Source organism: Paenibacillus sp. P4_A7, assembly GCF_056402455.1.
Map to the genome: position 1 here is coordinate 1 of NZ_JBFUHJ010000056.1, position 24,838 is coordinate 24,838.

Annotated in this window: 21 protein-coding genes; 13 read left to right on the top strand and 8 right to left on the bottom strand. The window is 43.3% G+C overall.

Going from position 1 to position 24,838, the window contains the following annotated elements; translation table 11 throughout:
• Positions 1–417 (bottom strand): hypothetical protein (locus AC1DWN_RS10595; protein ID WP_477558869.1); only part of this gene is annotated, 417 nt, incomplete at its 3' end.
• Positions 418–659: 242 nt separating this feature from the next.
• Between AC1DWN_RS10595 and AC1DWN_RS10600 the strand changes: the two genes are divergently transcribed.
• The 4 genes from AC1DWN_RS10600 (at position 660) to AC1DWN_RS10615 (ending at position 4,915) form a co-directional block, all read left to right on the top strand.
• The gene (locus AC1DWN_RS10600; protein WP_477558870.1) at positions 660–1,646 is read left to right on the top strand and encodes a Gfo/Idh/MocA family protein; all 987 of its coding nucleotides are present in this window, start codon (positions 660–662) and stop codon (positions 1,644–1,646) included.
• Positions 1,647–1,831: 185 nt separating this feature from the next.
• Complete coding sequence (locus AC1DWN_RS10605) at positions 1,832–2,596, top strand: NUDIX domain-containing protein (protein WP_477558871.1); 765 nt, start codon at positions 1,832–1,834, stop codon at positions 2,594–2,596.
• A gap of 23 nt (positions 2,597–2,619) precedes the next feature.
• Positions 2,620–3,429 carry a ribose-phosphate pyrophosphokinase gene (locus AC1DWN_RS10610; protein WP_477558872.1) on the top strand — a complete coding sequence of 270 codons (810 nt, stop codon included), beginning with the start codon at positions 2,620–2,622 and terminating at the stop codon, positions 3,427–3,429.
• Between the two features lies 1 nt (position 3,430).
• Positions 3,431–4,915 (top strand): nicotinate phosphoribosyltransferase, encoded by a 1,485-nt coding sequence (locus tag AC1DWN_RS10615; protein WP_477558873.1) that lies wholly within the window; start codon positions 3,431–3,433, stop codon positions 4,913–4,915.
• A 153-nt stretch (positions 4,916–5,068) separates the two neighbouring features.
• On the opposite strand, the gene AC1DWN_RS10620 is transcribed toward AC1DWN_RS10615, so the two are convergent.
• The 4 genes from AC1DWN_RS10620 to AC1DWN_RS10635 all read right to left on the bottom strand — a co-directional run bounded on the left by AC1DWN_RS10620 (position 5,069) and on the right by AC1DWN_RS10635 (position 10,467).
• A complete protein-coding gene (locus tag AC1DWN_RS10620; protein ID WP_477558874.1) occupies positions 5,069–6,457 on the bottom strand; it encodes a sugar porter family MFS transporter in 1,389 nt (462 codons plus the stop codon).
• A gap of 245 nt (positions 6,458–6,702) precedes the next feature.
• Entirely contained in the window at positions 6,703–8,046 is a 1,344-nt protein-coding gene (locus tag AC1DWN_RS10625) for a response regulator transcription factor (protein ID WP_477558875.1), read from the bottom strand.
• On the bottom strand, positions 8,024–9,472 hold the full coding sequence (locus AC1DWN_RS10630) for a sensor histidine kinase (protein ID WP_477558876.1): 1,449 nt from the start codon (positions 9,470–9,472) through the stop codon (positions 8,024–8,026). The genes AC1DWN_RS10625 and AC1DWN_RS10630 overlap by 23 nt, the downstream gene beginning before the upstream one ends.
• On the bottom strand, positions 9,469–10,467 hold the full coding sequence (locus AC1DWN_RS10635) for a substrate-binding domain-containing protein (protein WP_477558877.1): 999 nt from the start codon (positions 10,465–10,467) through the stop codon (positions 9,469–9,471). Before AC1DWN_RS10635 ends, AC1DWN_RS10630 begins: the two co-directional genes overlap by 4 nt.
• A gap of 108 nt (positions 10,468–10,575) precedes the next feature.
• Between AC1DWN_RS10635 and AC1DWN_RS10640 the strand changes: the two genes are divergently transcribed.
• The 7 genes from AC1DWN_RS10640 to AC1DWN_RS10670 all read left to right on the top strand — a co-directional run bounded on the left by AC1DWN_RS10640 (position 10,576) and on the right by AC1DWN_RS10670 (position 18,794).
• On the top strand, positions 10,576–11,445 hold the full coding sequence (locus AC1DWN_RS10640; protein ID WP_477558878.1) for an SDR family oxidoreductase: 870 nt from the start codon (positions 10,576–10,578) through the stop codon (positions 11,443–11,445).
• Between the two features lie 116 nt (positions 11,446–11,561).
• The gene (locus tag AC1DWN_RS10645) at positions 11,562–12,797 is read left to right on the top strand and encodes an aminopeptidase (protein ID WP_477558879.1); all 1,236 of its coding nucleotides are present in this window, start codon (positions 11,562–11,564) and stop codon (positions 12,795–12,797) included.
• A 256-nt stretch (positions 12,798–13,053) separates the two neighbouring features.
• A complete protein-coding gene (gene desA, locus AC1DWN_RS10650) occupies positions 13,054–14,121 on the top strand; it encodes a Delta(5) desaturase DesA (RefSeq protein WP_477558880.1) in 1,068 nt (355 codons plus the stop codon).
• 84 nt (positions 14,122–14,205) lie between these two features.
• The gene (locus AC1DWN_RS10655; RefSeq protein WP_477558881.1) at positions 14,206–15,342 is read left to right on the top strand and encodes a sensor histidine kinase; all 1,137 of its coding nucleotides are present in this window, start codon (positions 14,206–14,208) and stop codon (positions 15,340–15,342) included.
• The gene (locus tag AC1DWN_RS10660) at positions 15,339–15,938 is read left to right on the top strand and encodes a response regulator (protein WP_477558882.1); all 600 of its coding nucleotides are present in this window, start codon (positions 15,339–15,341) and stop codon (positions 15,936–15,938) included. The genes AC1DWN_RS10655 and AC1DWN_RS10660 overlap by 4 nt, the downstream gene beginning before the upstream one ends.
• Before the next feature lie 121 nt (positions 15,939–16,059).
• Entirely contained in the window at positions 16,060–17,502 is a 1,443-nt protein-coding gene (locus AC1DWN_RS10665) for a nicotinate phosphoribosyltransferase (RefSeq protein ID WP_477558883.1), read from the top strand.
• Between the two features lie 77 nt (positions 17,503–17,579).
• The gene (locus AC1DWN_RS10670) at positions 17,580–18,794 is read left to right on the top strand and encodes an ROK family protein (protein ID WP_477558884.1); all 1,215 of its coding nucleotides are present in this window, start codon (positions 17,580–17,582) and stop codon (positions 18,792–18,794) included.
• Positions 18,795–18,877: 83 nt separating this feature from the next.
• Here AC1DWN_RS10670 and AC1DWN_RS10675 read toward each other — a convergent pair whose 3' ends face one another.
• Positions 18,878–19,285 carry a cupredoxin domain-containing protein gene (locus AC1DWN_RS10675; protein WP_477558885.1) on the bottom strand — a complete coding sequence of 136 codons (408 nt, stop codon included), beginning with the start codon at positions 19,283–19,285 and terminating at the stop codon, positions 18,878–18,880.
• Positions 19,286–19,426: 141 nt separating this feature from the next.
• Positions 19,427–20,161, bottom strand: a complete 735-nt coding sequence (locus AC1DWN_RS10680; protein ID WP_477558886.1) for a FadR/GntR family transcriptional regulator — start codon at positions 20,159–20,161, stop codon at positions 19,427–19,429.
• A gap of 118 nt (positions 20,162–20,279) precedes the next feature.
• On the opposite strand from AC1DWN_RS10680, the gene AC1DWN_RS10685 reads away from it, so the two are divergent.
• The gene (locus tag AC1DWN_RS10685; protein WP_477558887.1) at positions 20,280–21,695 is read left to right on the top strand and encodes an FAD-binding oxidoreductase; all 1,416 of its coding nucleotides are present in this window, start codon (positions 20,280–20,282) and stop codon (positions 21,693–21,695) included.
• Positions 21,696–21,714: 19 nt separating this feature from the next.
• Complete coding sequence (locus tag AC1DWN_RS10690; protein WP_477558889.1) at positions 21,715–23,082, top strand: (Fe-S)-binding protein; 1,368 nt, start codon at positions 21,715–21,717, stop codon at positions 23,080–23,082.
• Positions 23,083–23,130: 48 nt separating this feature from the next.
• Here the strand turns inward: AC1DWN_RS10690 and AC1DWN_RS10695 are convergent, their stop codons facing one another.
• Complete coding sequence (locus AC1DWN_RS10695) at positions 23,131–24,402, bottom strand: methyl-accepting chemotaxis protein (RefSeq protein ID WP_477558888.1); 1,272 nt, start codon at positions 24,400–24,402, stop codon at positions 23,131–23,133.
• Between the last annotated feature and the right edge of the window lie 436 nt (positions 24,403–24,838).

Below are 24,838 nucleotides of genomic sequence, written 5' to 3' on the forward strand. Positions count from 1 at the left end.
AATCTGGATTGCCTTTAAACGGGACACCTCAGTATCGATTTTTAAGAGTCGTTTTTCCCCAACAAACCAATCCTGCTCTCTTTTTAGTAGAGCTACTCGGGTATGACTGTTTTTGAAAGGGATTCTTGACGTATAAATTACTCCGAAAATCCACAAAAACGTATAAATCAGTGCCATAGAGAAATAGCTTGCGATAAAAAATAAAGGCAGCACGAATAGCAAGACTATAATGCTGTAGATGATGAATGACTTTTTGTAATCCAGCTTGATTTGTTTAAGCCGTTCGTCTTCAAGCACATGATCTGGCAGGCTGACACCAAATAAAAAATGGTGATTGGGTTTGGTTTGAGGCAGATACATCATTGTGACAGCAGCATAGGTGATTAAGATTAGAATGAGTAGAAAGATCATGTTCAACAGTGTGGCTCCTATTCTGTAATTAATATAATTACGTGTGATAATCTCGTATAAATGTGAGATGAAATACGGATATTTAAACGCGTTAATAACCACCACGTTCAGGCATACAGTAATACAAATCATCCAACTTGTCAAAAAAGAACTCCGTGAAATTTGGACAATAGAGCTATTGCACCATTATAATGATGAGTAACGGATGCAGGAATTATCCAACTAAACTACTTCAAGGAGCTACTATTATGATACGTTTTGGGATCATCGGCACGAACTGGATTACGGAAAGATTTATTGATGGGGCACTGGAGGCAGACGGCTTTGCTCTAACTGCTGTTTATTCTCGCAAAGAGGAAACGGCAAGCACTTTCGCATCAAAGTATGGAATAGCTCATATTTTCACAGATGTAGAAGCTATGGCTGCAAGCGGAGAGATTGATGCCGTCTATATCGCAAGCCCGAACTCCTTCCACTCGTCACATGCCATTACTTGCATGAACCAAGGGATTCATGTGTTGTGTGAGAAGCCGGTAGCGTCGAACGCCAAGGAATTCCACCAGATGATTGCGGCTTCCAAAGCAAATAATGTGCTTTTGATGGAGGCACTAAAGTCGACCTTCCTGCCTAGCTTTAAGGCGATACAAGAGAATCTACATAAAATAGGGACGGTTCGTCGTTATTTTGCGAGCTTCTGCCAGTATTCTTCGAGGTATGATGCTTATAAAGCTGGCAACATCCTTAATGCATTTAATCCAGCCTTCTCGAATGGGACATTAATGGATCTAGGCGTTTACTGCATTTATCCACTAGTCGCTTTATTCGGCAAACCAGATGCTGTGAAAGCAACAGCTGTTATGTTGGAGTCTGGCGTGGATGGTGAAGGCAGCATGGTGCTGCAATATCCGAATATGGATGCGGTTCTTATGTATTCGAAAATAACCCACTCCTCGCTGCCCTCCGAAATTCAAGGGGAGAACGGAAGCATCATAATTGATAAGATTAGCGATTCAGTAAAGATAGAGATTCAATATCGCGACGGAACAAAAGAAGACATATCACAGCCAACTCGAAGTAATTCGATGTTTTATGAGGTAACGGAGTTTATAGAACTGATAAAGGCGGGGCGGACGGAGTCGTCGGTTAATTCTTTTGAAAATTCTTTAATGACGTTAGAAATCGTGGACGAAGGTAGAAAGCAAATCGGACTCGTCTATCCGGCGGATTTGAATTAGTAAGCATAGATAAGGTTGGCCTCCCGAGTTTTGGGGGGCTTTTTTTGTATGCAGATAGAGCCTAAATGGACTAATAACTACGACCTAATACCTATTTATGTAAACCGCACTTGACTTTATATTTATAAATGTCATAATGATAATATCAAAACGAAATAATGAATATGAGCAGGTGAACGGTAACAATGGTCGAAAATGAATCTAACTATTCTGTACGTGATTACCGTACGCCTGATGGAGCTCCGGCAGATATCGTCATTTTCACAATTGTATCAACGGAAAAGCAATCGTCTAAGAAGGCGCTGCCTTCACGTGAGCTGCAGGTGCTGTTAATCCAACGTAAAATTTGGCCATTTGATGGGAAATGGGCGCTTCCAGGCGGTTTTACGAAGGAGACGGAAACGTTATACGAATGTGCAAAGCGTGAGTTGAAGGAAGAAACAGCTATTGAGGATGTCCATATTGATTATTTTAACGTGTATAGCGCCCCTGGACGTGATCCTCGCGGATGGATCATCTCACACGCATTTCTAACACTTGTTAATGAGCGAGTGCTGGAGAAGCGGCAAGCAGCGGTTGATGCTGCGGATGTAAGGCTGTTCCCGGTAGAGGAAGCCTTAAAGATGGGTTTAGCTTTTGATCATCATGAAATATTGACGGATGCTTTGCAAGAAATTCGCAAGAAGATGATGACAACAACAATTGCTAAGCAATTCCTCCCTGAAGAGTTTACGATCAGTGAGCTGTACCAGGTCATTCAAACCGTTGTCCCTGCATTTGAAGAACGAAACTTTATTCGTAAAATTACGTCAACACAGAGTCGTAAAGGTATCATTGAGGAATCGAAGAATGAGAAAGGCGAATTAAAGCAATCCAAACAATACTCGCAGCGAGCGGCACAATTGTACCATTTTACCGATGCGGAACCACAGTTATCTATTTATAGCTGAACGGAGACAAGGAGAGTGATGGCATGTTGAAGTTGAATGGATTTGAGCTTAGCGCCAAGCAGTTTCCCAATGGGGAGACATTGGTTAACGGTGATGAAATTATTGTGCATATGGCGGATTACAATACGATTACTTGGAAGTATGAGAATGATGGTGATCTCATTAAGCTGATGTTCGTGAAAAGTTACTTGGATGATAAAAGGGTCGCATGCGCCTTAACCATATACTATATGCCCTATAGTCGAATGGATCGAGTAGAAGGAACTTCAGCGTTTACATTAAAATATGTATCGGGCTTTATCAATCGATTGAACTTCGAGACGGTGACTATCATAGAGCCGCACTCAGATGTATCGCTTGCGCTTATAGACCGCAGTATTGGCAGATACCCAACTATTCAATTGCTGGAACGAGTCGTTGCTGAGGTTGGATTCAATCCAGTGCAGGATTACTTATTCTACCCTGATGCCGGTGCTCAGAAACGATATAGCAAGGTAGATGGTTATAAGCAGCTTGTTGGCTTTAAGGTTCGTGATTTCCAGACGGGCCAAATTAAAAGCTTGGATGTAGTAGGGGACGTGGACCGCGGAGGCTTTAAAGCAATAATAATTGATGATCTTTGCTCCTATGGCGGGACCTTTATACGGAGTGCGGAGAAGCTAAGGGAAATAGGAGCCTCTGAGGTTTACTTGCTTGTTGGTCACTGCGAGCATTCGATTTATAAAGGCGAGCTATTAAAGACTACTTTAATTGATAAAGTGTTTACGACGAATACGATATTGGAAAAGTCAGAGCATGAGAAAATTCACGTATACGAAATCGGAGGGATTTAAAATGAACCAACCATTTGTTTATCCAGCTACACTTCTATGTGATTTTTATAAGGTAAGCCACAAAAATCAGTACCCAAAAGGAACTGAGCTTGTCTACTCGACCTGGACAGCACGTACGAGTCGTCTCGAAGGCATCAATGAGGTTGTAGCTTTTGGCTTTCAATCGTTTATTAAGCAATATATGATTGAATATTTTAATGAGCATTTCTTCGCAAGAACAAGGGAAGACGTAGTAGCAGAGTACAAAAGAGTCATTCAGTTTGCGCTTGGTACGCCTGAGCCGGATGCCAAGCATATCGAAGAGCTGCATGAGCTCGGTTATTTACCGATCAAGATTAAAGCGGCCAAAGAAGGCACTCTGGTTCCGATCAAGGTGCCGATGCTGACCGTTGAAAATACGAAGCCTGAGTTTTTCTGGCTTACGAATTATTTGGAGACGCTGATGTCTTGCCAATTATGGATGCCAGCTACAAGCGCCACGCTCGCATTTGAGTACCGTAAAATTCTTGAAGCATTCGCTCTTCAAACGAACGGTGATACGGCAGGCGTACCTTTTCAAGGACATGATTTCTCCATGAGGGGAATGGGCTCGCTTGAAACGGCGCTTGGCAGCAGTGCAGGTCATCTGATTTCGTTTACAGGGACGGATACAATTCCAGCTATTCTTTATTTGGAAAACTACTATAACGCGAATATAGAGAATGAACTGGTTGGCACTTCGATACCAGCAACTGAGCATAGTGTCATGTGTGCACACGGACGAGATGAAATGGCTTCGTACCGTTATTTGATCAAAGAGGTTTATCCAAATGGCTTCGTCTCGATAGTATCGGATACATGGGATTTGTGGAGTGTGCTGGATGTCGTTATCCGTGGCCTGAAAGAAGATATTATGAGCAGAGATGGCAAGGTCGTTATTCGTCCTGATAGCGGAGATCCAGTTAAAATCATTTGTGGAGATCCAGACGGTAAGAGCGAGTTCGAGCGTAAAGGTGTCATAGAAATACTGTGGGATATTTTTGGAGGAACAACTACAAGTAAAGGCTATAAGCAGCTGGATAGCCATATTGGAGCCATTTATGGTGATGCGATAACGATCTCGCGCTGTCAGGAGATGTGTGAGCGACTTGCGGCCAAAGGCTTTGCTTCGACCAATATGGTATACGGCATTGGTTCGTACACTTACCAATACAACACACGTGATACGTTTGGATTCGCTTTGAAATCGACCTTTACGATTGTTAACGGTGAAGAACGCAAAATTTACAAGGATCCGAAAACAGATAATGGTGTCAAAAAATCACAAACAGGTCTTGTTCTTGTTACGGAACAGGATGGTGTAATTAGTTATACAGATAATCTAACGGTAACGGAATATGAACAGCGTAAAGCGGAGGATCTATTGGAGATCGTATTCGAGGATGGAAAGCTAATCAGAAATGAAGCACTATCGGATATTCGCGCGAACTTATTAAGTCATTTATAAGAACTAAAGCAGTCATTTCAAATACTAAAGCCCAAAGGATAGACCCTTTGAAAGAAGAGGTGCCTATCTTTTGGGCTTTTTTAAGTGGTTATAAAGGTCATTATTGTTTTTGATAATATTTTCATTTAGAAAGGAACTCATTAGTTGTATTCATTAAGCTTTCTTAGGAGTCCACATCGTTTCAATTTCCTCAAGCGATTTTCCTTTCGTCTCTGGCACTACGCGCCAAGTGAACAAGAAGGTGAATAAGGACATTGCACCAAAAATCCAAAACGTAATGGAAGGTCCTGCAAAGCTTAGCATAGGCGGGAATGACTGAGAGACTACATAGTCAGCAGCCCACAGCGCCATAGCGGCAATTGCGGTAGCTTTACCTCGAATACGATTCGGGAAAATCTCGGACATGACCACCCATACGACTGGACCAAGCGAGATGGCGAACGAAGCGACATATAGCAAAATAAAAATTAGAATCAAAGGTCCGGAAGTATGACCAAGTTGGAAAGCTATACCGATAACGATCAAGCATATCGTCATGGAAGACGTACCTACGAGCAATAGCGCTTTACGCCCGACCTTGTCGATAAGCCATAAGGACAAAATAGTGAAGGCGAAATTAATGAAGCCGACAAGAATCGTTTGAACAAGGGATGCGTTCGTACCAGCACCTGTTGCCTTGAATATTTCGGGAGCATAGTACATAACAGCATTGATACCGGTTACTTGCTGAAGGACAGCAAGCGCTACTCCGATAATTAAAGCGATGCGAAGCCCAGGTTTGAATAGCTGACGAATCGATCCACCTTCATGCATGAACGACTCTTTAATATCAAGGACTTCTTTCTTTGCGAGCTCTTCGCCGTGAATCCGTAATAATATGGGCAAGGCATCTGCTGCTCTACCTTGTTTAATTAACCATCTAGGGCTTTCCGGCACAAACAAAAGCAAGATGAGGAACAAGGCACCAGGAATAGCCCCTACTGCAAACATCCAGCGCCAAGCGGTAGAAATACCCCAAGCTTCATCCCCGTAATTTGCAAAGCCCAGGTTAACGAAGTAAGTGAGGAAAATACCGGTAACGACGGCAAGCTGATTTAAAGCAACTAAACGGCCTCGGTATTTGGCCGGTGCAATTTCTGCGTTATAGAGCGGACATAGGGTGGAGGTGATACCGATACCTAAACCGCCGATAATACGAGCAATAATATAACCGGAAAACGTCTCCGGTATAGCAGAACCGATAGAGCCGATAATGAATAGAATAGCGGCTGTAATAAGTACTCTTTTCCGACCAAACCTATCACTTAAAATTCCGGAGAGTCCGGCACCCACGATACAGCCGATAATTAAACTGGATACAGCCCAGCCAACTTCAAAATCATTTAATTGAAAATGATGCTCCATAAAACCGATCGCACCCGATACGACTGCTGTATCAAATCCAAATAGTAAGCCGCCCAAAGCGGATACAATCGAAACTAAGGTTACAAATTTGAGGCTTACTTGCTTGCCTTCTGTATCTGTACTTGTGTTTATTGCCACTTTCAGTTGCTCCTTCCAGTCACTTCTCTTCCAAACGACCTCCAGTATAGCATGAGAGAATGTCCGTCTAGGGAAGATTCATCTTCACTTATCTGTGTTCTTCCCGCATTTATTTTAGACTATTCATCATAAGGGCAGTATTGTAAGAACGTATAGCACATTGTTGTCTTTATAACACAAAAAAGTCCATGTCATCCGGACATGAACTTACTTACAGTGCAAGCAACTTGGGACTGGTTCAATAATCACTTCAATTGATTCCGATATTCGGTAGGTGTAATTCCTGTAACACGTTTGAACACGCGGCTAAAATAATTAGGGTCTTTATAACCAACTTCGAAGCATACTTCCTTTAAGCTTACCTGCTCAGAAACCATTAAGGCCTTCGCCTTATCAATACGTAAGGTAGTAATAAAATCTATGAACGTTATTCCAACCTGCTGCTTGAAAATCTTGCTAAAGTAGTGGGGGTTTAGATGGACGAAATCAGCTACTTCTTCAAGTGAAAGCTCATCGGTGAACCTATCTAGAATATAGTTTTGCGCGTGGTCTAAGACAGTTAAGGTTTGCCGTTCACGTTCCTCGCGAATATGCTCAAGAGCAGTAATGACGTAGGTTCTCTGCATAGGCTCTGCATTTAAAATAGGACTTTCCGTTTCTGAGACGGGTCTTCCATCGCTATGCTTTAATTTCTCGAAGTGGCAGACATGTCCGTTATCTTCATAATAGCTGGAAGCAAATACCGCTTCAAAATAGRATTTGCGAAGTCCATTCGCTCCGTTTCTAGTCGTACCGATTCCAATCGAAACGTTATATCCAAGCTGTCGTTCCGCCTCAGCCAATATTTTTTCCCCGTATTTCGCAATCATCTCTAACCATAAGTCATCTGAAGCTCCTTGCGATTTGCGCAAGAAGATGGCGATATGGCGGTCAATTAAAGAGCTCACAACACTAGATATCCCATAGGCTTTGGCAAAGCCGCGAACCATATCGTAAATTTTGTGTTTATCATGCAGGTCGATTAATTCCGGGAAAGCAATAACGATCGCACAGCCCTGATCTAGCGGGAATTCAAGCCACTCTGATAGCTGTTCAGCAGCTGTATCCAATATTTGATCGAACATGAACATTAATGCGAGTTCATTTTCGACTAAAGGCAGCAATTGAGAAACCTTATGCCGCAGCGAAAGCTCGTCCTTTCGCTTGTGGGAGTCTTGCTCCAGCTCGACAATCAGCAGATTTAGAATAGAAATTATCTGATCCCGCTTAGCTGGCTTAACTAGGTATTCCTTAACGCCAAGCGATAGAGCCTCCTTAGCATAAGCGAAATAATCATAAGCGGTTACCAGAACAAACTTTGTATTGGGCAATCGTTCTTTAATTTCCTTAATGGCGGCGAGTCCTTGGATACCCGGCATATTCACATCCATCATGACGATATGTGGACGGTGCTCTTCTGCCTGCTCGATGGCCTCTCGACCGTTGGCGGCATGGATGATATGGAATGTGTTAGGGAGCATACGTTGAATGATCCATTCAAGACCTTCTCTTTCTAAAGCTTCGTCATCAGCGATTAATAGGCGATACATTAAAGCTATCACCCTCCTTTCTTGGGGGTATGAGAATCGTAACAGTCGTTCCAACGCCAAGTGTACTATCTATAGCTACAAGATCATCATGTCCGTAAAATAACTGAAGCCGCTTAAATACGTTTCTAGTACCAAACCCTGTTGAACGTGCCGTTCCCGGCTCAGCTTCCAGCCGCAGCAAAGCTTGTCTTACATCTTCACTCATTCCGATACCGTTATCTGATATGGCTATTCGCAAATATTGCTCATCATATGAAATGTTCAGTCGGATGACGGCCCCTTGTTCCATTTGTTCAATTCCATGCAAAAACGCATTCTCTATAATAGGCTGAAGGGTTAGGGCTGGTAAAAGAGTATGTAATGCGGAATCATCAATGTTAAGCTCCAGCCGAATGCGGTCGCGAAAGCGCGTTTGTTGAATAACCAAATATTCCTTCACATGCTCTAGTTCATCGCCCAAGGTTACTGGCTGATCAAGCTTACGTAGATTATAGCGCATTAAATTAGACATCGACACGATCAGATCACTTGTCTTTTCCGCGCCTTCGAGCAGTGCTAGCTTGGACAGAACATTAAGTGTATTAAACAGAAAATGGGGATTGATTTGGCTTTGCAAGGTTTGAAGCTCTAATTCTTTGACTAGCCGATCGTTAATAATGTTTTCTTTATCCTTCTCGATAAACAGCATCAAATCAGAAGACATTTTCTCAAATGCTCCAGATAATAGGCCAAGCTCGTCATTCTCTCTGATAGGTGCTGGATTCACTTTCARATCGCCTTTAGCGATTTGTCTCACCTGTCTGACTAATAAACTAACTGGTTCTGTAATGCTATGAGAAATCCAAATCGCAAGTACCACACTCATTAAAGTATTAATTAAGAAAACCGCTGCTCCGAGCTGGTTCATCCGTTTATTTTGCTGCTGAATTTGCTCGTGAATCGGTTGATAGAAGCTTAATTCTACATCAACGAGGTGAAGCCCCTCATCACGAATAAATCCTGCTGTTAACTCTGCTTTTTGGTAATAGGCAAGTGCGACGCTCGGTTCATGTTCAGAGATAGCAGTAAGCGCAGCTTGTTCCTGCTCAAGAAGGGTTTCCAGCATATTATTATAGCCCGTGAGGGCTGAAGATTGAATGGAGGATCCCTTTTTCTCTGTTAGCAATTGACGCAGCTGTTGTAGTTGCTGCTTCTCTTTCTCCAATTTTCCCTTTTTGCTATCAGTGGGATCGATTAGATAACTATATAGAGTACTGAGATGGTTTTCAGAAGTCTGAACGGTTTGCTTATATAACAAGATGTGATCCATCATCAAATTATAGCTTCGTTGTACCGTTTTTCCACTCTCAAATAAGAAGAAGGAGACTGAATTCGTAAGCAGCACAAGCAACGGAATAAATAGCAGCAGCTTTTTACGAATGGTCATTGTTTTTTTTCCTTAGCTTCAAAAGAATCAATCGTACTCGGGTCAATAACAAATGTATTTGTAAAATGCTGCTGAGGAGGCATCATTCCGTTGAAATAGTCTTTCAATAAGGAAATGGCTGCATATCCGATTGTATAAGGCTGCTGTACGATAGTAGAAGTAATCTGTTTTCTTCTAATGCCGTCCATTGTTTCTTTCAGATCGTCAAATGCGAATATATGCAGCTGCTCGCTTTGAATCCGCTTTTTGGCATCTAACATTCCTAAGCCGTCAAGAGCACTGAATCCGACTAGATAGTTGGTTTCTGGGTGACTGAGCAATATCTCTTCCGTTTGTTTGGCTGCTAGAAGTCGGGATATATGGGAGGATCGAACATCGACGATCATAAGCTCAGGGTAACGAGTTATAACGGAACGGAAGCCTTCAAGTCGAAGCCGCTGATTATAGGCTAGTTCATCACCGAGGAGAACACCAATACTGCCTTGGCCACCCGAAGCTTGTATAACCAACTCGCCCATTTGTTTTCCAGCTAGAAAATTGTCTGTGCCAACATAGTAAAGTCGCTGGCTCTGAGGCTCATCCGTGTCTAACGTAATAATAGGGATTCCTAAGGCGGAAGCTTCGGTAATTATCGTACGGTACTGAGGATCATCTATTCCTTGGATTAATATGGCATCTACTTTTTTGGTAATACTCTTCTGTAACAGCTTGACCTGCTCTTCTGGATTAATACGGAACGGACCCATATAATCAAAATCCATCTTGAATTGTTGTGAAGCATCTCGCGCACCTTTTTCAATGGAGCGCCAATAGGGATTGTCCAGCTCTTGAGAAATCAACACGATTCGTAAGGGGTCATCGACTCCTTTAACGGGCAGTGACAAAGGCTTGACCAGCTCGCGAATGTGGAGAACTGAAAACAAGAAGCTCAAGAGCAAGCTGGCAAATAGGATGAATAGGACAAAAATAGTGAGGTTCCATTTTCGAGTCGACATGTTGAAGTCCTCTCTTTTTATAAGATGAAGTTGTTATTCCCGCATCGGTCAGAGGGTAATGGGTAACCATAGGGTAATAGACAATAAAAAATAGGAGCTGAATTAAGTATGTCTAATTCCACAACGAAAAAACCTGTTTTTCCACCTCAGCATCAGAATAAGCAGCCGGGCATTGAATCTGAGATGAATCCTTTGCCTATCTATGATTCGGGCACATATAAAGCTGCCGGGAAGCTGAAGGGTAAGACTGCGATCATTACGGGAGGCGATAGTGGAATCGGTCGTGCTGTAGCGATAGCTTTTGCGAAGGAAGGCTGCGATATAAGTATCGTCTATTTAAATGAGCATGAGGACGCCAAGGCAACGCAGGCATTAGTGGAGAAATACGGTGTGAGATGTATGATTATTGCTGGGGATATCGGTTATGAAAAGTTCTGTAAGAACGTGGTGGACAGTACGATAAAGGAGCTTGGAAAGCTCGATATTGTTGTTAATAATGCAGGTGAGCAGCATGTTAAGCAGAAGCTGGAGGATATAACAGAGGAGCAGTTGACTGCTACGTTCCGAACAAATGTGTTTGGGATGTTTTACTTGACGAGTGCCGCGCTGCCGCATCTGACGAAAAATAGTGCGATTATTAATACAGCGTCCATTACGGCGTACCGCGGAAATCCAACCTTAATCGACTATTCGGCAACCAAGGGTGCCATCGTCTCCTTCACTCGTGCGCTAGCTACTAATTTAGCAGGGAAAGGTATCCGCGTTAACGGTGTTGCTCCTGGACCCATTTGGACTCCGCTTATACCTTCAACATTCGACGAACAGTCAGTATCGACCTTCGGCTCTGATACACCTATGCAGCGAGCAGGACAGCCGCACGAGCTGGCTGCAGCTTTCGTTTATCTCGCTTGTGAGGATTCCAGCTATATGACCGGCCAGTTCCTTCATGTAAATGGAGGTGAAGTAGTTAACGGTTAATTATATGATAACAATTGTTGATTAGCGCGACTTGTGATAATGACTGTTAGGTTGTATCATATATACAATTCTAGCTACACCATCCCCGATGTACTTTATGGAAAAGGAGAATACATATGTCAAATAAATTGCAAACCCATTTGGAAAAATATGCGGAACTTATTGTTAAGACTGGCGTAAACGTGCAGCAAGGACAGGAAGTGTTCATCACAGGAGCGATCGAGGCAGCTGATCTAATACGGCTAATCGCGAGCAAGGCTTATGCTGCTGGAGCAGGAAATGTTCATGTGGATTGGACAGATGATACGTTGTCACGTTTGAAGTATGAGAAAGCTGCTGATGAGGTGTTCACACAGTTTCCTGAGTTCGAAACTCTTAAGCGCAACCTATTCGTGAAGCGCGGTGCGGCTTTTATTTCGATTACATCTTCCAGCCCCGATCTGTTGAAGGGAATAGATTCAGGACGGATCGGAAATTATCAGAAGGCATCTGGTGAAGGGCTTAAAGAATTCCGACGTGCGATTCAATCAGATAAAGTAAGCTGGACAGTTGTAGCGGCAGCAGGTAAGGAATGGGCTGCTAAAGTTTTCCCTGAAGCGGGAGAGGCAGAAGCAATAGAATTATTGTGGAAAGCTATTTTCGATTCTGTACGTCTTCATGCAGCTGATCCGGTTAAGGCTTGGGAAGAGCATAATGCTACCCTGCATAGCAAGGCTACAACTTTGAATGACAACCAGATTCAGAAGCTGCACTATACTGCACCAGGTACGGATCTGACAATAGAACTTTCAGATAAGCATATATGGGTAGCTGCTGGCAGTACAAATCAGAATGACGTATCATTTATGGCGAATATGCCGACGGAAGAAGTATTTACGGTGCCGCTCAAAACAGGAGCAAACGGCTACGTATCAAGTACAAAGCCTCTAAGCTATGGCGGCAATATTATTGATCGTTTCAAACTTACCTTCGAAAATGGTCGCATTGTGAAGACAGAGGCTGAGGAAGGCCTTGAGTTTTTGGAGAAGCTTGTTGAGATCGATGAGGGCTCGCATTATCTCGGAGAGGTTGCGCTCGTGCCTCATAAGTCTCCGATTTCGGAGTCTAATATTTTGTTCTACAATACTTTGTTTGACGAAAATGCTTCGAACCACCTTGCTATTGGCAGTGGTTATGCCTTTAACATTGTTGGCGGCAAAGCAATGACGGCAGAGGAGCTCGTAGAGAACGGAGTCAACTCCAGCATTACGCATAATGATTTCATGATTGGCTCTGCGGAGATGGATATCGATGGAATCAAAAGAGATGGTACAATCATTCCGATATTCCGCAAAGGCAACTGGGCGATATAATCTATCGTTACAGGGGAAGGAGCTGCAATGTCGATGTAATCGACCTGCGGCTCCTTTTTTCTGTCCATATTAGGTGTAAGGCTTTTAATTAACAAATAATAGGATGATTCCCAAGTGCCTATATGACATTTGTCATATATACGAGTTGACGTTTATGACTACAACTTGCCTGCTCTTTTCTTTACAATAAGATTAGAATACAACGGTAGACGTTCCGTGATCCATGCTAAGCGTCATATTGAGGAGGAATAATTCGATGACAGAGCCGAAACAAGCTAACCTTAAAAAAACAATCGCTCCTTATGAAAAAACGGATTTGAAATCGAGTGTCAGACAGCTTATTAACACTTTAGTGCCACTAGTGCTGCTTTGGTATGCGGCTTATTATAGCCTTTCGATATCTTACTGGCTTACACTTGCTCTGGGGATTGTTACTTCGGGGTTCGTCATTCGAACGTTCATTATTTTTCATGATTGCACGCATGGTTCATTTTTCAAAAGCAAACTAGCCAATGACATCGTAGGAACAATTACGGGTGTAATTGCTCTTGTACCGTATAAACAATGGAAAAACTCTCATGCCATCCATCATGCAACAAGCAGCAACCTCGATAAGAGAGGTACTGGTGACATGTGGGTTCTAACCGTTGATGAATATGCGGCAGCGCCGCGTATGCGCCGTATCGCGTATCGTATTTATCGCCTTCCGATTGTCATGTTTGGGATTGGTCCAATAGCAGTATTCCTCATTCAATATCGCTTTAATGCTAAAGGTGCAAGGAGTAAAGAACGTAATAACACCTATTTGGTAAATTTACTTCTCGTTTTATTATATGCTGGACTGTATTTTGCAATTGGCTGGAAAGCACTGCTTTTAGTCCAAGGTCCAATATTCTTCATTTCGGGTATGTTAGGCATATGGTTGTTTTATGTGCAGCATCAATTTGAAGACTCTTACTTCGAGAACAATGAAGAATGGAGTTACGTGAATGCTGCAGTAGACGGAAGCTCTTATTATAAATTGCCTAAAGTTTTGCAATGGATTACAGGCAATATCGGCTTCCACCACGTTCATCATTTGAACTCAAAGGTGCCGAACTATTATTTAGAGCAAGCTCATAATAATACACCGCCGCTTCAAAAAGCTACGACAATTACGATTCGTCAAAGCTTAGACTCGCTTCGTTTCCGTCTATGGGACGAGACGAACAAAAAGTTTGTCAGCTTCAAGAGCGTTAAGCATCGCCTTCATAAACAGGATCCTGCCGAAGTTGCGTCTGCTGAGAGTTTGAAGGCTGCGCGTCCTAGTTTACAAGGGAAATAAATACCTGTACAAAAAATATGATAAAATGAATGATGATCCATACATTTTAATGGATTAGATCGATAAAAAAAGGGCGGACGGCCAATGAGTAAGTGGTATCAAATCTTTCACAAAAACACTGGTCTAAGCCCTTATGTATGGTTGGTTTTTTATATCCTTCCATTTTACTTCATATTCAAATCGACCTCTCTATACCAAGCGGCTTCAGGCATTGGGATGATCCTATTATTTTTCATTTGCTACTGGCTGTCCTTTGTTTCCAAAGGATGGCTTGTCTATTTCTGGACAAGTGTACAAATCGTCATATCCGTTGCGATGACCTTGTGGTTCAGCTATGTGTACTTCTCGATTTTTTTAGCATTTTTTATAGGGAATATCAAAAACCGAGCTGGTTTTTTTACGCTCTATACGATTCATATCGTGAGTACATTTATTACGGTCAATTATGGATTCGCGACGCAAAATACTTTGTTTTTCACGCAGTTTCCTTTTATTCTTATCAGTCTGATCGTTGTCATCCTACTTCCCTTCAATACTTATAATAGCAAGAAGCAGGAGAAGCTGGAGGATGAACTAGAGGATGCACATAAACGGATTTCAGAGCTTGTGAAGATGGAAGAACGGCAAAGAATTGCGCGAGATTTACATGATACCCTGGGTCAAAAATTATCACTCATCGGATTGAAGAGCGATCTAGCGGGAAAATTAATGATTAAAAACCCAGCGCAGGCACAAGCGGAAATGAACGATGTTCGTCAAACGGCAAGAACTGCGTTGAAGGAAGTTAGGGAAATGGTAACGCAAATGCGCGGCACAAGACTTGAGGACGAGATGTTTCGTGTAAGGCAGATATTGAATGCAGCCGATATAGAGTTCCAATTAGAGGGAGACCCTAAGCTGACAAACACATCCTTGCTTACTGAAAATGTGCTTAGCATGTGCCTGAAGGAAGCAGTAACAAATGTTGTTAAGCATAGCGGCGCATCAGAATGTTCTGTTGTGATAGAGTCTTCGCAAGCCGAGCTTGTTCTGAGTGTGAAGGATAATGGTGTAGGAATTGCGGAACCGCATAGAAATTATAACGGTCATGGTCTGCAAGGGATGAAGGAACGACTTGAATTTGTGAACGGCAGTATGGAAATTATAGTGAATGACGGCGTGACACTCATCATAAAAGTTCCTAATTTAGTCAAACAACCAATAAAGGAGTTGAGGGTATGATACGCATAGTAATTGCCGAAGATCAGCGAATGCTGCTTGGTGCCCTCTCTTCTTTGCTTGATTTAGAAGATGATATGAAGGTAGTAGGCAAAGCAAGCAACGGTCAGGAAGCGATTAGCTTGGCGCAGCAGCTAAAGCCTGATATTTGTATCATGGATATCGAAATGCCGGCAAAAAGCGGTCTGGAAGCAGCTGAAGAGATTAAAGGTTTAGGTATCAAAGTGATTATATTAACCACTTTTGCTCGTTCAGGCTACTTTGAGCGTGCGCTCAAGGCAGGCGTAAGCGGGTATTTATTGAAGGACAGTCCAAGCGAAGAACTTGCGAATTCTATACGCAGCGTCATGGCGGGTCGACGCATCTATGCCTCGGAGCTTGTGGATGAGGCATACGGCCAAGAAAATCCTTTAACAGAGCGTGAAAAGGAAGTATTAGGACTCGTGGCAGATGGGAAAAACACGAAGGAAATCGCAAGTGAACTTTTTATTACAACAGGTACAGTTCGCAATTATATTTCTGTTATACTAGATAAGCTAAATGTCAGTAACCGGATCGAAGCGATTACTCGCTTTAAGGAAAAGGGTTGGTTCAAATGAAACACAAAGATGAAGGCCAACTGACAATATAGGGTTGGCTTTTTTTGTGTTTTAATAGATAAGAATACGAATGACATAGAATTTCTTTAATAGGAAAAAGTAAGACAAAGAGGTGAATAAGATGAATGGTCCTAATTTAACGTTACATACAGATAAATATCAAATTAATATGATTTATGCGCATTGGATGCAAGGCAGCATGAACGAAAAAGCGATATTTGAAGTTAATTTTCGCAAGCTTCCGTTTGGAAACGGCTACGCTGTTTTCGCTGGACTAGAGAGAATCGTTCAGTATATTTGCTCGCTGAGCTTTGGAGACGAGGAAATTGCTTACTTGCGGCTACAGGAAGAAAATTATAAAGAAGAATTTCTGGAGGAGCTTCGTCAATTTAGCTTCAAGGGGAATATCCATTCGGCAGAGGAAGGAACGCTAGTCTTTGCAAATGAGCCGTTGCTGCGAGTCGAAGCGCGTGTGTTTGAGGCGCAGCTGATTGAAACAGCCCTATTGAATATGATGAACTACCAGACGTTAGTTGCGACGAAGGCTTCGCGAATTAAACAGGTTGCGCCTAACGATGTGCTGCTTGAATTCGGTACAAGACGAGCCCAAGAGGCGGATGCTGCTATATGGGGAGCTAGAGCGGCATATATAGCAGGCTTTCATGCAACGTCCAATATGCGAGCTGGGATGATCTTCGGCATTCCAGCGAAGGGGACACATGCGCACTCTTGGGTACAGGGGCATGATACGGAGGAGGACGCTTTTCGCAGATATGCAGAAGCGCTGCCTGATCATGTAACTTTACTGGTCGATACATATGATACACTAAAAAGTGGTGTGCCAAATGCGATAAAGATCGCAAAGCTTCTTGAGAAGCAGGGTAAAAGATTAAAAGGTATTCGTCTCGACAGTGGCGATCTAGCCTATCTCTCGCAGATGGCGCGCAAGCAGCTTGATGAAGCGGGCTTTCCTGATGTGAAAATTGTTGCTTCCAACGATTTAGATGAAAATCTGATTTTTAATCTGAAAGGACAAGGTGCAAGAATTGACAGCTGGGGAGTCGGAACAAAGCTTATAACAGCAGCAGATCAGCCTTCGCTCGGCGGTGTATATAAAATGGTTGCGAGGGAGAAGGAAGGGGCATATATTCCTGTTATTAAAATCTCAGCCAATCCGGAGAAGGTATCCACCCCCGGCTTTAAGGATGTTTACCGTATTATTAATAAGGAAACGGGTAAAGCAGAGGCGGATTATATTACACTGAGGGATGAGGATGAGATTCAGAGGGGTGAGCGAATTAAGCTCTTTGATCCAATCCATCCGTATATTCATAAATTTATCGATAACTACGCTGCCGTTTCTTTATTAAAGCCGATTTTTTCAGATGGTGAGCTTGTTTACGAAATGCCTTCGCTTGAGCAAATTCGAATTCATCATGAGGAACAGCTTGAACTCTTTTGGCCGCAATATTTGCGTAAGCTTAACCCCGCGGAATACCGTGTGAATTTAAGTATAGAGACATGGAAGCAAAAGATGGACTTAATCAAACAGTATCATTTGTAAGGAGCAACTGTCGTTAATAGACCAATTGGATAGGTAGAAGACAGGACAACGAATAACGCTGTCCTGTTAGGAGGAAAATGATGAACCTCTTGGATAGTGTTATACCAGGTGATAAGCATAGAACAGTTTATGAACTTATACGAAAACAAGATACGATATCCAAAATACATTTATTAGAGCAAACGAAGTGGTCAGTCAGTACGATGACTCGGACACTTGAGGAGCTTTGCGAGCAGCAGCTTATACTGGAAGCGGGTTTAGGTGATTCTACCGGAGGAAGACGTCCAATCTTATATACGGTTAATCCGACATATGGGTATTTGTTTGGCTTAGAAATATCTCGGACAAATGCGATGCTCATAATGTGTGATATGAGCTTAAATAAGCTGGCCTCTAAACGTTGGACGATGACCGAAGAGATGACGCCTGATATTGTTGTGAGCGAGGTTGTTATTGCTGTAAACGACATGATGTCTGAGCTGAACATCGATGTAAACGTTGTAATTGGTCTTGGGGTTGGCGCAGTTGGTCCTTTGGATCGAACGAAGGGCAATATGATAAACCCCTTATATTTTCCTGCGACAGGCTGGTCCAATGTACCGATTCAACATATGCTGGAGGAGAGGCTCTCTATTCCGGTTGTGCTCGATAATGGCGCTAATATGGCTATTCTAGGTGAGCACTGGTCGTCGAGGAACGAGAACTGCCGGCATTTAATTTACATACATGCGGGGGTCGGGTTGCGTTCAGCAGTCATGACAGATGGGAAAATCGTATACGGAGCAGCAGATATTGAGGATTCGATTGGACAAATGATCATTCAAGCGGATGGTCCGCGTTTAAGCGAGGATAGCAACTATGGCAGTTTGGATACTTATGCTACTATTTATGCGATTGAACAGCACGCGCGTGCTGAACTTAAGCAAGGCAGCGCTAGTATGCTGTTGCAGGATGGGACGAATATAGATCACATTTCTTTTCCACAGCTGGTTCAGGCATTAAGGGCGAATGACCCGCTGATGATTGAGTTATTCAATCAGACGGCTGCTTACCTCGGAATAGGGCTTTCTAATATTATAAATGTGCTTCACCCACAAAGGGTCATCCTCGGTGGCCCGCTTATTAATGCTCACCCGATGGTATTTGAGATAGCAACAAAGGTTGCAACTAGAAATATTCATTTTTCTTCGTTATATCATGTGGATTTTTCTTTGGGAAACTTAGGGGAAGAGGCAATCGTTATCGGAGCGGCAGCAGCTGTTATCAAACAAATGACGTCGATTGTTGATTAAAATGTTGCCAGGTGGCATTTTGATATTAAATATACAAACTAATAGGGGGCTCCTTACATGGAGCCCCTATTTGTAATAATGTTTTAAGAAACAGTGATTTTACCGACCATGTCTTTATGACCGGCTCCGCATTGAATAGAGCAATTATAGTCAAAGACACCTGCTTCGGTTACTGTAAAAGTAGCTGTTTCGCCATTATTGATGTTAACATTTAAACCTGGGATTTGGAGACCGTGATTGCCGTTTACATTTTTGAGAGTAAGCTTAACCGTGTCTCCGACTTTCAGTTTAATGTCTTTCTGGTCAAATTCGAAATTTGTAGCAGATACAGTGATATCTTTCGTTTGACCTGCTCCCCCACCGACAGCAGTGGGGCTTGGAGTAACGTTAGTCCCTCCGTTATTGTTAGTATTTTTCCCGCATGCGCTTAATGCAAGTACCAATGCCAGAGCCGTTATCGTCAAAACGAGATAAAGCAGTTTTTTATTCATGATGTATACCTCCTGTGTAGGAAAGGTGTAATGGTTATACAAATACCTATCCATTATCCTTTAACCTACCCGACTTATTGCTCTTTTAAACCTATGGAGAAGTGAAAGACAATAAATCAGTTGGAGGGTCAAGTGACGCTTTTATTGTGAGATTGACTTCGATGAAAGTGCATCTCTAAGTACCTGCTCGACTTTACTTAGATGTTCCGTAATCAGCTTAGCAGCACGCTGCTTGTCTCGTTGCTCAATGGCTTCGTAAATAGTCTGGTGTTCATTGAGAAGTCGAGCTGCAGTCGCTTTCTCCTGATAGAACCATAATTCGCGAGTCTGCCGAATAGATCCTGCAAATCGATCGGATATCGATTCCATGAGTTGAATGAGTAGGGAATTTCCGGATGCAGCAGCTATCGCCATATGGAACTCTGCGTCAGCACGTTCACCCTCTGAAGTATCATTACGACCTAGGCTTTGCTCCATGACAGATAAGAGTCCGCGAAGACGGGATAAATCATCCTCGGTACGTTTTTCAGCAGCAAAGGACGCCGCTCCAATCTCAAGCACCCCACGCACCTCGAGAAGCTCAATTAAAGAGTCGGCACCTTGGAATAATTGATCAGCCCCGTTTTTTGTCTCACTCGGAAGAACGGCTTTGACGAAGGTTCCTCCTCCTTGGCGGACATCGAGCCATCCCATAGCTTTTAGTGCGCTAACGCCTTCCCGGATTGTAGAACGACCAACGCCGTAAGCTTCAGCGAGTTGGACTACTGAAGGAAGCCTTTGCCCTGGCTGCAGCTCGCCTGATTGGATCTGAAGGAGAATATGATCAGCTACCAGTTCGTGGCCTTTCGGGTTTTCTATTTTCATATTGCGCATCATGAACCTCCAGAGCGTCGATAAATTCAATTTGATTCGATATCTATACAATACTACAAGTATGAAATATAATGAAGTAAAAGTCATCAGATGACCTGATGTTTATGTGGGAGGAATTTTAATGTTGGATACAACACTTACTCAAGAACTTCGAAGAATTGTAGGAGATAAATACTATCGAGATGACAAAGAAGCGTTGGTCACCCATTCGTACGACGGAACTCCGATGCTTCAAAGCTTGCCAGACGGAGTCATCTATCCTGAAAATACACAACAAATATCTGAAATAATGAAAGCTCTTGCCGCTCACCGTGTACCGATAGTTCCACGAGGCTCTGGATCCAATTTGTGCGGAGGGACTGTACCTGTCCAAGGTGGAGTTGTATTAGTTATGCATCGGATGAATCGTATATTGGAGATTGACCAAGAAAATTTGACGGCAATCGTACAGCCGGGGATTATAACAGCACAATTTATTAATCATGTTGAGTCTTTAGGACTTTTTTATCCACCTGATCCGAGCAGCATGAAGATATCAACGATTGGCGGCAATATCGCAGAATGCTCGGGAGGCTTGCGCGGGCTCAAATACGGTACGACAAAGGATTATGTTATCGGCTTAGAGGCAGTCCTAGCAAATGGAGAAATTATTCGAACTGGCGGCAAGCTGATGAAGGATGTCGCGGGTTATGATCTGACTAAGCTGTTGGTAGGTTCTGAAGGAACACTCGCAATCATAACTGAAGCAACGTTGAAGCTTGTGCCGCCTCCGGCCAGCAAGAAGACGATGCTCGCGATGTTCAAGGATCTGTATGGGGCGGCTAGAGCGGTATCCCGCATTATTGAAATGAAGATTATACCGGCTACGTTGGAATTTATGGATAACCCAACTATTCGGGTTGTGAACGATTTTGCTAAGCTGGGTCTTCCGCTAGATATGGAGGCAATCCTATTGATCGAACAAGACGGCGAACCGGAGACGGTCGAACGTGACATTGAGCGGATTCGAGAAATATGTGAAATGGAAAAAGCAGATCGAATAGATGTTGCGGAGACCAGGGAGCAGGCAGAGAAGCTATTGACTGCGCGTCGCAGTGCTTTTACGGCATTGGCTCGACTTAGACCAACTACAATTCTCGAGGATGCGACGGTTCCTCGTTCAAGAATTGCCGATATGGTACTCCGTATTAATGAGATTGCTCGAAAATATAATGTCTCCATCGCTACATTTGGTCATGCAGGAGACGGGAATCTGCATCCTACTGCTACGACGGACGCAAGGGACCATGAAGAAATTCATCGAGTGGAGCAGGCGTTTGAGGAAATTTTTGAAGCGGCTATCGAGCTTGGTGGGACCATCACCGGTGAGCATGGCGTTGGCCTTGTGAAGGCGCCGTTCTTGGAATGGAAAATCGGAAGTGCAGGTATGGAGGTTATGCGCGGGATTAAACATGCTTTCGATCCCCATCAACTACTGAACCCTGGCAAAATATTTGCCAAGGAAACAAGAAAAAGGGTGGTGATTGAACGTGGCTAATACAAGTGTTCAAACACATATTCATAATGAAATTCAAAGTAAACCGGCCATTGAGCATAGTAACCCGCTGGCAAGAACATTACTTGCTAAGCTTGATTACGATCAGCTTACGAATTGTATGCGCTGTGGGTTTTGTCTCCCAGCTTGTCCTACGTTCCGAGAAACAGGGCTTGAACCAGAATCTCCTCGGGGCCGAATTGCACTCATGAAAGCTGTTGCGGACGGCATTATGGATCCCGATCAGGCATTTGAGGACCAAATGAATCACTGCCTAGGCTGCAGAGCATGCGAACCAGCGTGTCCGGCTGATGTTAAATATGGACAATTAATCGAGCAAGCCCGCGACGCCATTGAAGATCACGCTGAACATAGCGCACCTATTTCTGGAATGCGCAAGCTATTCWTCAAAGGTGTTTTCCCTCATCGCAAAAGCTTGAAGCTGCTAGGTACTTCACTTTCTCTCTATCAAAAATCCGGATTGCAAACCATTGCAAGAGGGAGTGGTATGATGCGTCTGTTCCCTAAGCATTTACGGGAAATGGAGCAAATTTTACCTGATGCGACTGGAAAAGGTGTGGTCGAGAGACTAGGAACTGTATACCCCGCAAAGGGAGAAAAGATAGCACGTGTCGCTTTGTTTCGTGGCTGCATTATGGATGTGATGTTTGCTGAGACAAATGTTAACACAGTCAAGCTGCTGGCTGAAGCGGGCTTCGAAGTCGTCATTCCGAATGAGCAAGTATGCTGTGGAGCTCTCCATGCCCATAGTGGTGAGATGGATTTGGCTAGAGGGCTGGCAAGAACTAATCTAGAAGTGTTCAAAGAAGCAGAAATCGAGTATATCGTCTCCAACGCGGGTGGTTGTGGAGCACTTCTTGTAGAATATGACCACCTGATGAAGGATGATTCCAAATATAATGAGCTTGCAGAGTGGTTTGCTTCACGAGTCATCGATGTGAGTCAGTTGTTAGTAGATCATGGTCGTCTTCCTTCATTTACGGAGTCCGAGGCAAACGCAACCGAGCCGGTTACGATTACCTATCAAGACTCCTGCCACTTGCGGAATGTAATGAAAAGCTCGAATGCACCGAGGAAGCTAATGAGTCAGGTAGCAAATGTAAACTTCACCGAGATGAAAGATGCTGACACCTGCTGCGGTTCGGCGGGAATCTATAATGTGACGCAGCCGGAGATGGCAGGGCAAATCCTTGATCGTAAAATGGAGCATGTCAAACATACCGGTGCTCGTTACTTGCTTACCAGCAATCCGGGCTGCCTGCTGCAGATGAAGCTAGGTGTGGAGAAACATGGAGTGAGTTCTCAAATGGAAGTTAAGCATGTTGTTGATTTTCTATATGAAAGAATAACTGGCAGTACGAATCAATAATTGAACGGCTGTATTTCGGAGAAGCTGTGATTTTACAGTTAATTATTACTATAGGCTAAATACAACTGTCTTTTGTTTTAGACCCTGCGCTTCATCTAGAAGTAATTCAGAGGAAGCAGATATTTCTTGCATAACTGCTGTTTGCTCCTGAGCGGCGCTTGCTATGCGAGAGCCGTCATCAGAAATGGTGGCGGCTGTGCTTGCGATATTTTTGGCTTTATCAAACATACTGTTAATTTGTTCGGTTTGTTCTGCAATATGCGTTACAATGCTTTGCAAAGCGCGAGCTGTTTCATTAACTGAAGTTATAACCTCATCAAGCGCAAGCTTGGCATTCTCACCTGTTATGGTTTCGTGATGGATTAGCTGCATCTGCTTGTCAGTTTCATTAACGACAGTCAAGGTTTGTTCTTGCATTTGTCCAATTAACTGATTGATCTGATCGCCAGCAGCTGCGCTGTCCGTTGCAAGCTTACGAATATGCTGGGCGACGACTGCAAAGCCATGCCCCTGATCGCCAGCATGTGCAGCTTCAATAGAAGCATTGAGGGCCAGCAAATGAGTCTGGTCAGCAATTTGACTGACAAGCTGCGAGATCTGACTGATTTCGCTTGCTTGCAGCTCGAGGCTACGGACGATACGTAATGTATTCTGACTTGTTTCGGATATATGAAGCATGCCATCTACCAAAGAACGCATTTGGGTCGCATTATCGGATATCGTATGAACCATTGTATCGGCAAATACGATGGCTCGCTCTGCTTCGTTGTTTATACCGTGTGCGCTCTGCGCGGTTTGTTCAGCGCTGTGCAGCATTTTCTGTGCAGAGGATGCTTGCATAGCTGCACCTTCGGCCATCCGTTCAATCGTTAAAGTAATCATTTCGATATGATTGGTTGCTTGTCCGATTGCAGACCCAAGCGTACTGGCACTTCGGTCTGTAACCGAAACGCTGTCTGTAACATTGGTGATCATCTGCCGCAGATTACTCAGCATCACTTGGAAGGATTGGTACAGCTTTCCTATTTCATCACGAGAATGATATTTCGGAATAGAAATATTCAGGTTGCCGGCCGCCACACTATCAACAACTTTTGTAAGTCGCAGCAGGGGTCTAATAATGAACTGTGCCGCCAGCCATCCGAGAACGCATGTCCACAACACCCCAAGCCCCATTACCCCTGTAATATAAATCCACTCTGTCATGTTCGGTGCCAATAATGGCTTTAATTGAAATATAAAGAAAGCGCTCGTGCTGTAGGTAGCTGTAGATACGATCAAGATGCCTAGCACAAGCTTACGTACTAAACCGAATGCCATGTTAAATCCTCCCTATAGTTACAATGCTTACATACTACGTTTCATTAATTATATTAATTATGTGCTACTATTAAAGTGATGTAGATCACAGTCCATAAGAGAGGCTGCCGTTATGTAACGGCAGCCTGTTGATATATAAGATTAGGCTTGCAGAATGGCCTGATGCTGGATGTAAGATGCGTCTGTCAGGGAAAAAAGTGGATATTAAATGTGCCTCTTACTTGCGGCTCTTATATAACCTCCCTGCTCAAATATGGGTTTTGTTGGACATTTAAAGTCGGGCTGTGGACAGTGTTTCCGATTCTTTGTCCGTTAACTGATTTGCCATACCTGATTGGCCATGCCTAGTTTGCATGCCTCATTAGTTCCAATATTTGCACTTAAATGAGAGTGGGAGAGGCTCACCTGTGATTTAGTGTCATGGGATGAACTTAAA

Coding starts and splice junctions, on each gene's coding strand:
- desA (WP_477558880.1), top strand. CDS start 13,054: ATGACAGAGCCGAAACAAGCTAACCTTAAAAAAACAATCGCTCCTTAT.
- AC1DWN_RS10615 (WP_477558873.1), top strand. CDS start 3,431: ATGAACCAACCATTTGTTTATCCAGCTACACTTCTATGTGATTTTTAT.
- AC1DWN_RS10685 (WP_477558887.1), top strand. CDS start 20,280: ATGTTGGATACAACACTTACTCAAGAACTTCGAAGAATTGTAGGAGAT.
- AC1DWN_RS10670 (WP_477558884.1), top strand. CDS start 17,580: ATGATGAACCTCTTGGATAGTGTTATACCAGGTGATAAGCATAGAACA.
- AC1DWN_RS10660 (WP_477558882.1), top strand. CDS start 15,339: ATGATACGCATAGTAATTGCCGAAGATCAGCGAATGCTGCTTGGTGCC.
- AC1DWN_RS10610 (WP_477558872.1), top strand. CDS start 2,620: ATGTTGAAGTTGAATGGATTTGAGCTTAGCGCCAAGCAGTTTCCCAAT.
- AC1DWN_RS10635 (WP_477558877.1), bottom strand. CDS start 10,467: ATGTCGACTCGAAAATGGAACCTCACTATTTTTGTCCTATTCATCCTA.
- AC1DWN_RS10695 (WP_477558888.1), bottom strand. CDS start 24,402: ATGGCATTCGGTTTAGTACGTAAGCTTGTGCTAGGCATCTTGATCGTA.
- AC1DWN_RS10680 (WP_477558886.1), bottom strand. CDS start 20,161: ATGATGCGCAATATGAAAATAGAAAACCCGAAAGGCCACGAACTGGTA.
- AC1DWN_RS10605 (WP_477558871.1), top strand. CDS start 1,832: ATGGTCGAAAATGAATCTAACTATTCTGTACGTGATTACCGTACGCCT.
- AC1DWN_RS10600 (WP_477558870.1), top strand. CDS start 660: ATGATACGTTTTGGGATCATCGGCACGAACTGGATTACGGAAAGATTT.
- AC1DWN_RS10655 (WP_477558881.1), top strand. CDS start 14,206: ATGAGTAAGTGGTATCAAATCTTTCACAAAAACACTGGTCTAAGCCCT.
- AC1DWN_RS10675 (WP_477558885.1), bottom strand. CDS start 19,285: ATGAATAAAAAACTGCTTTATCTCGTTTTGACGATAACGGCTCTGGCA.
- AC1DWN_RS10640 (WP_477558878.1), top strand. CDS start 10,576: ATGTCTAATTCCACAACGAAAAAACCTGTTTTTCCACCTCAGCATCAG.
- AC1DWN_RS10665 (WP_477558883.1), top strand. CDS start 16,060: ATGAATGGTCCTAATTTAACGTTACATACAGATAAATATCAAATTAAT.
- AC1DWN_RS10645 (WP_477558879.1), top strand. CDS start 11,562: ATGTCAAATAAATTGCAAACCCATTTGGAAAAATATGCGGAACTTATT.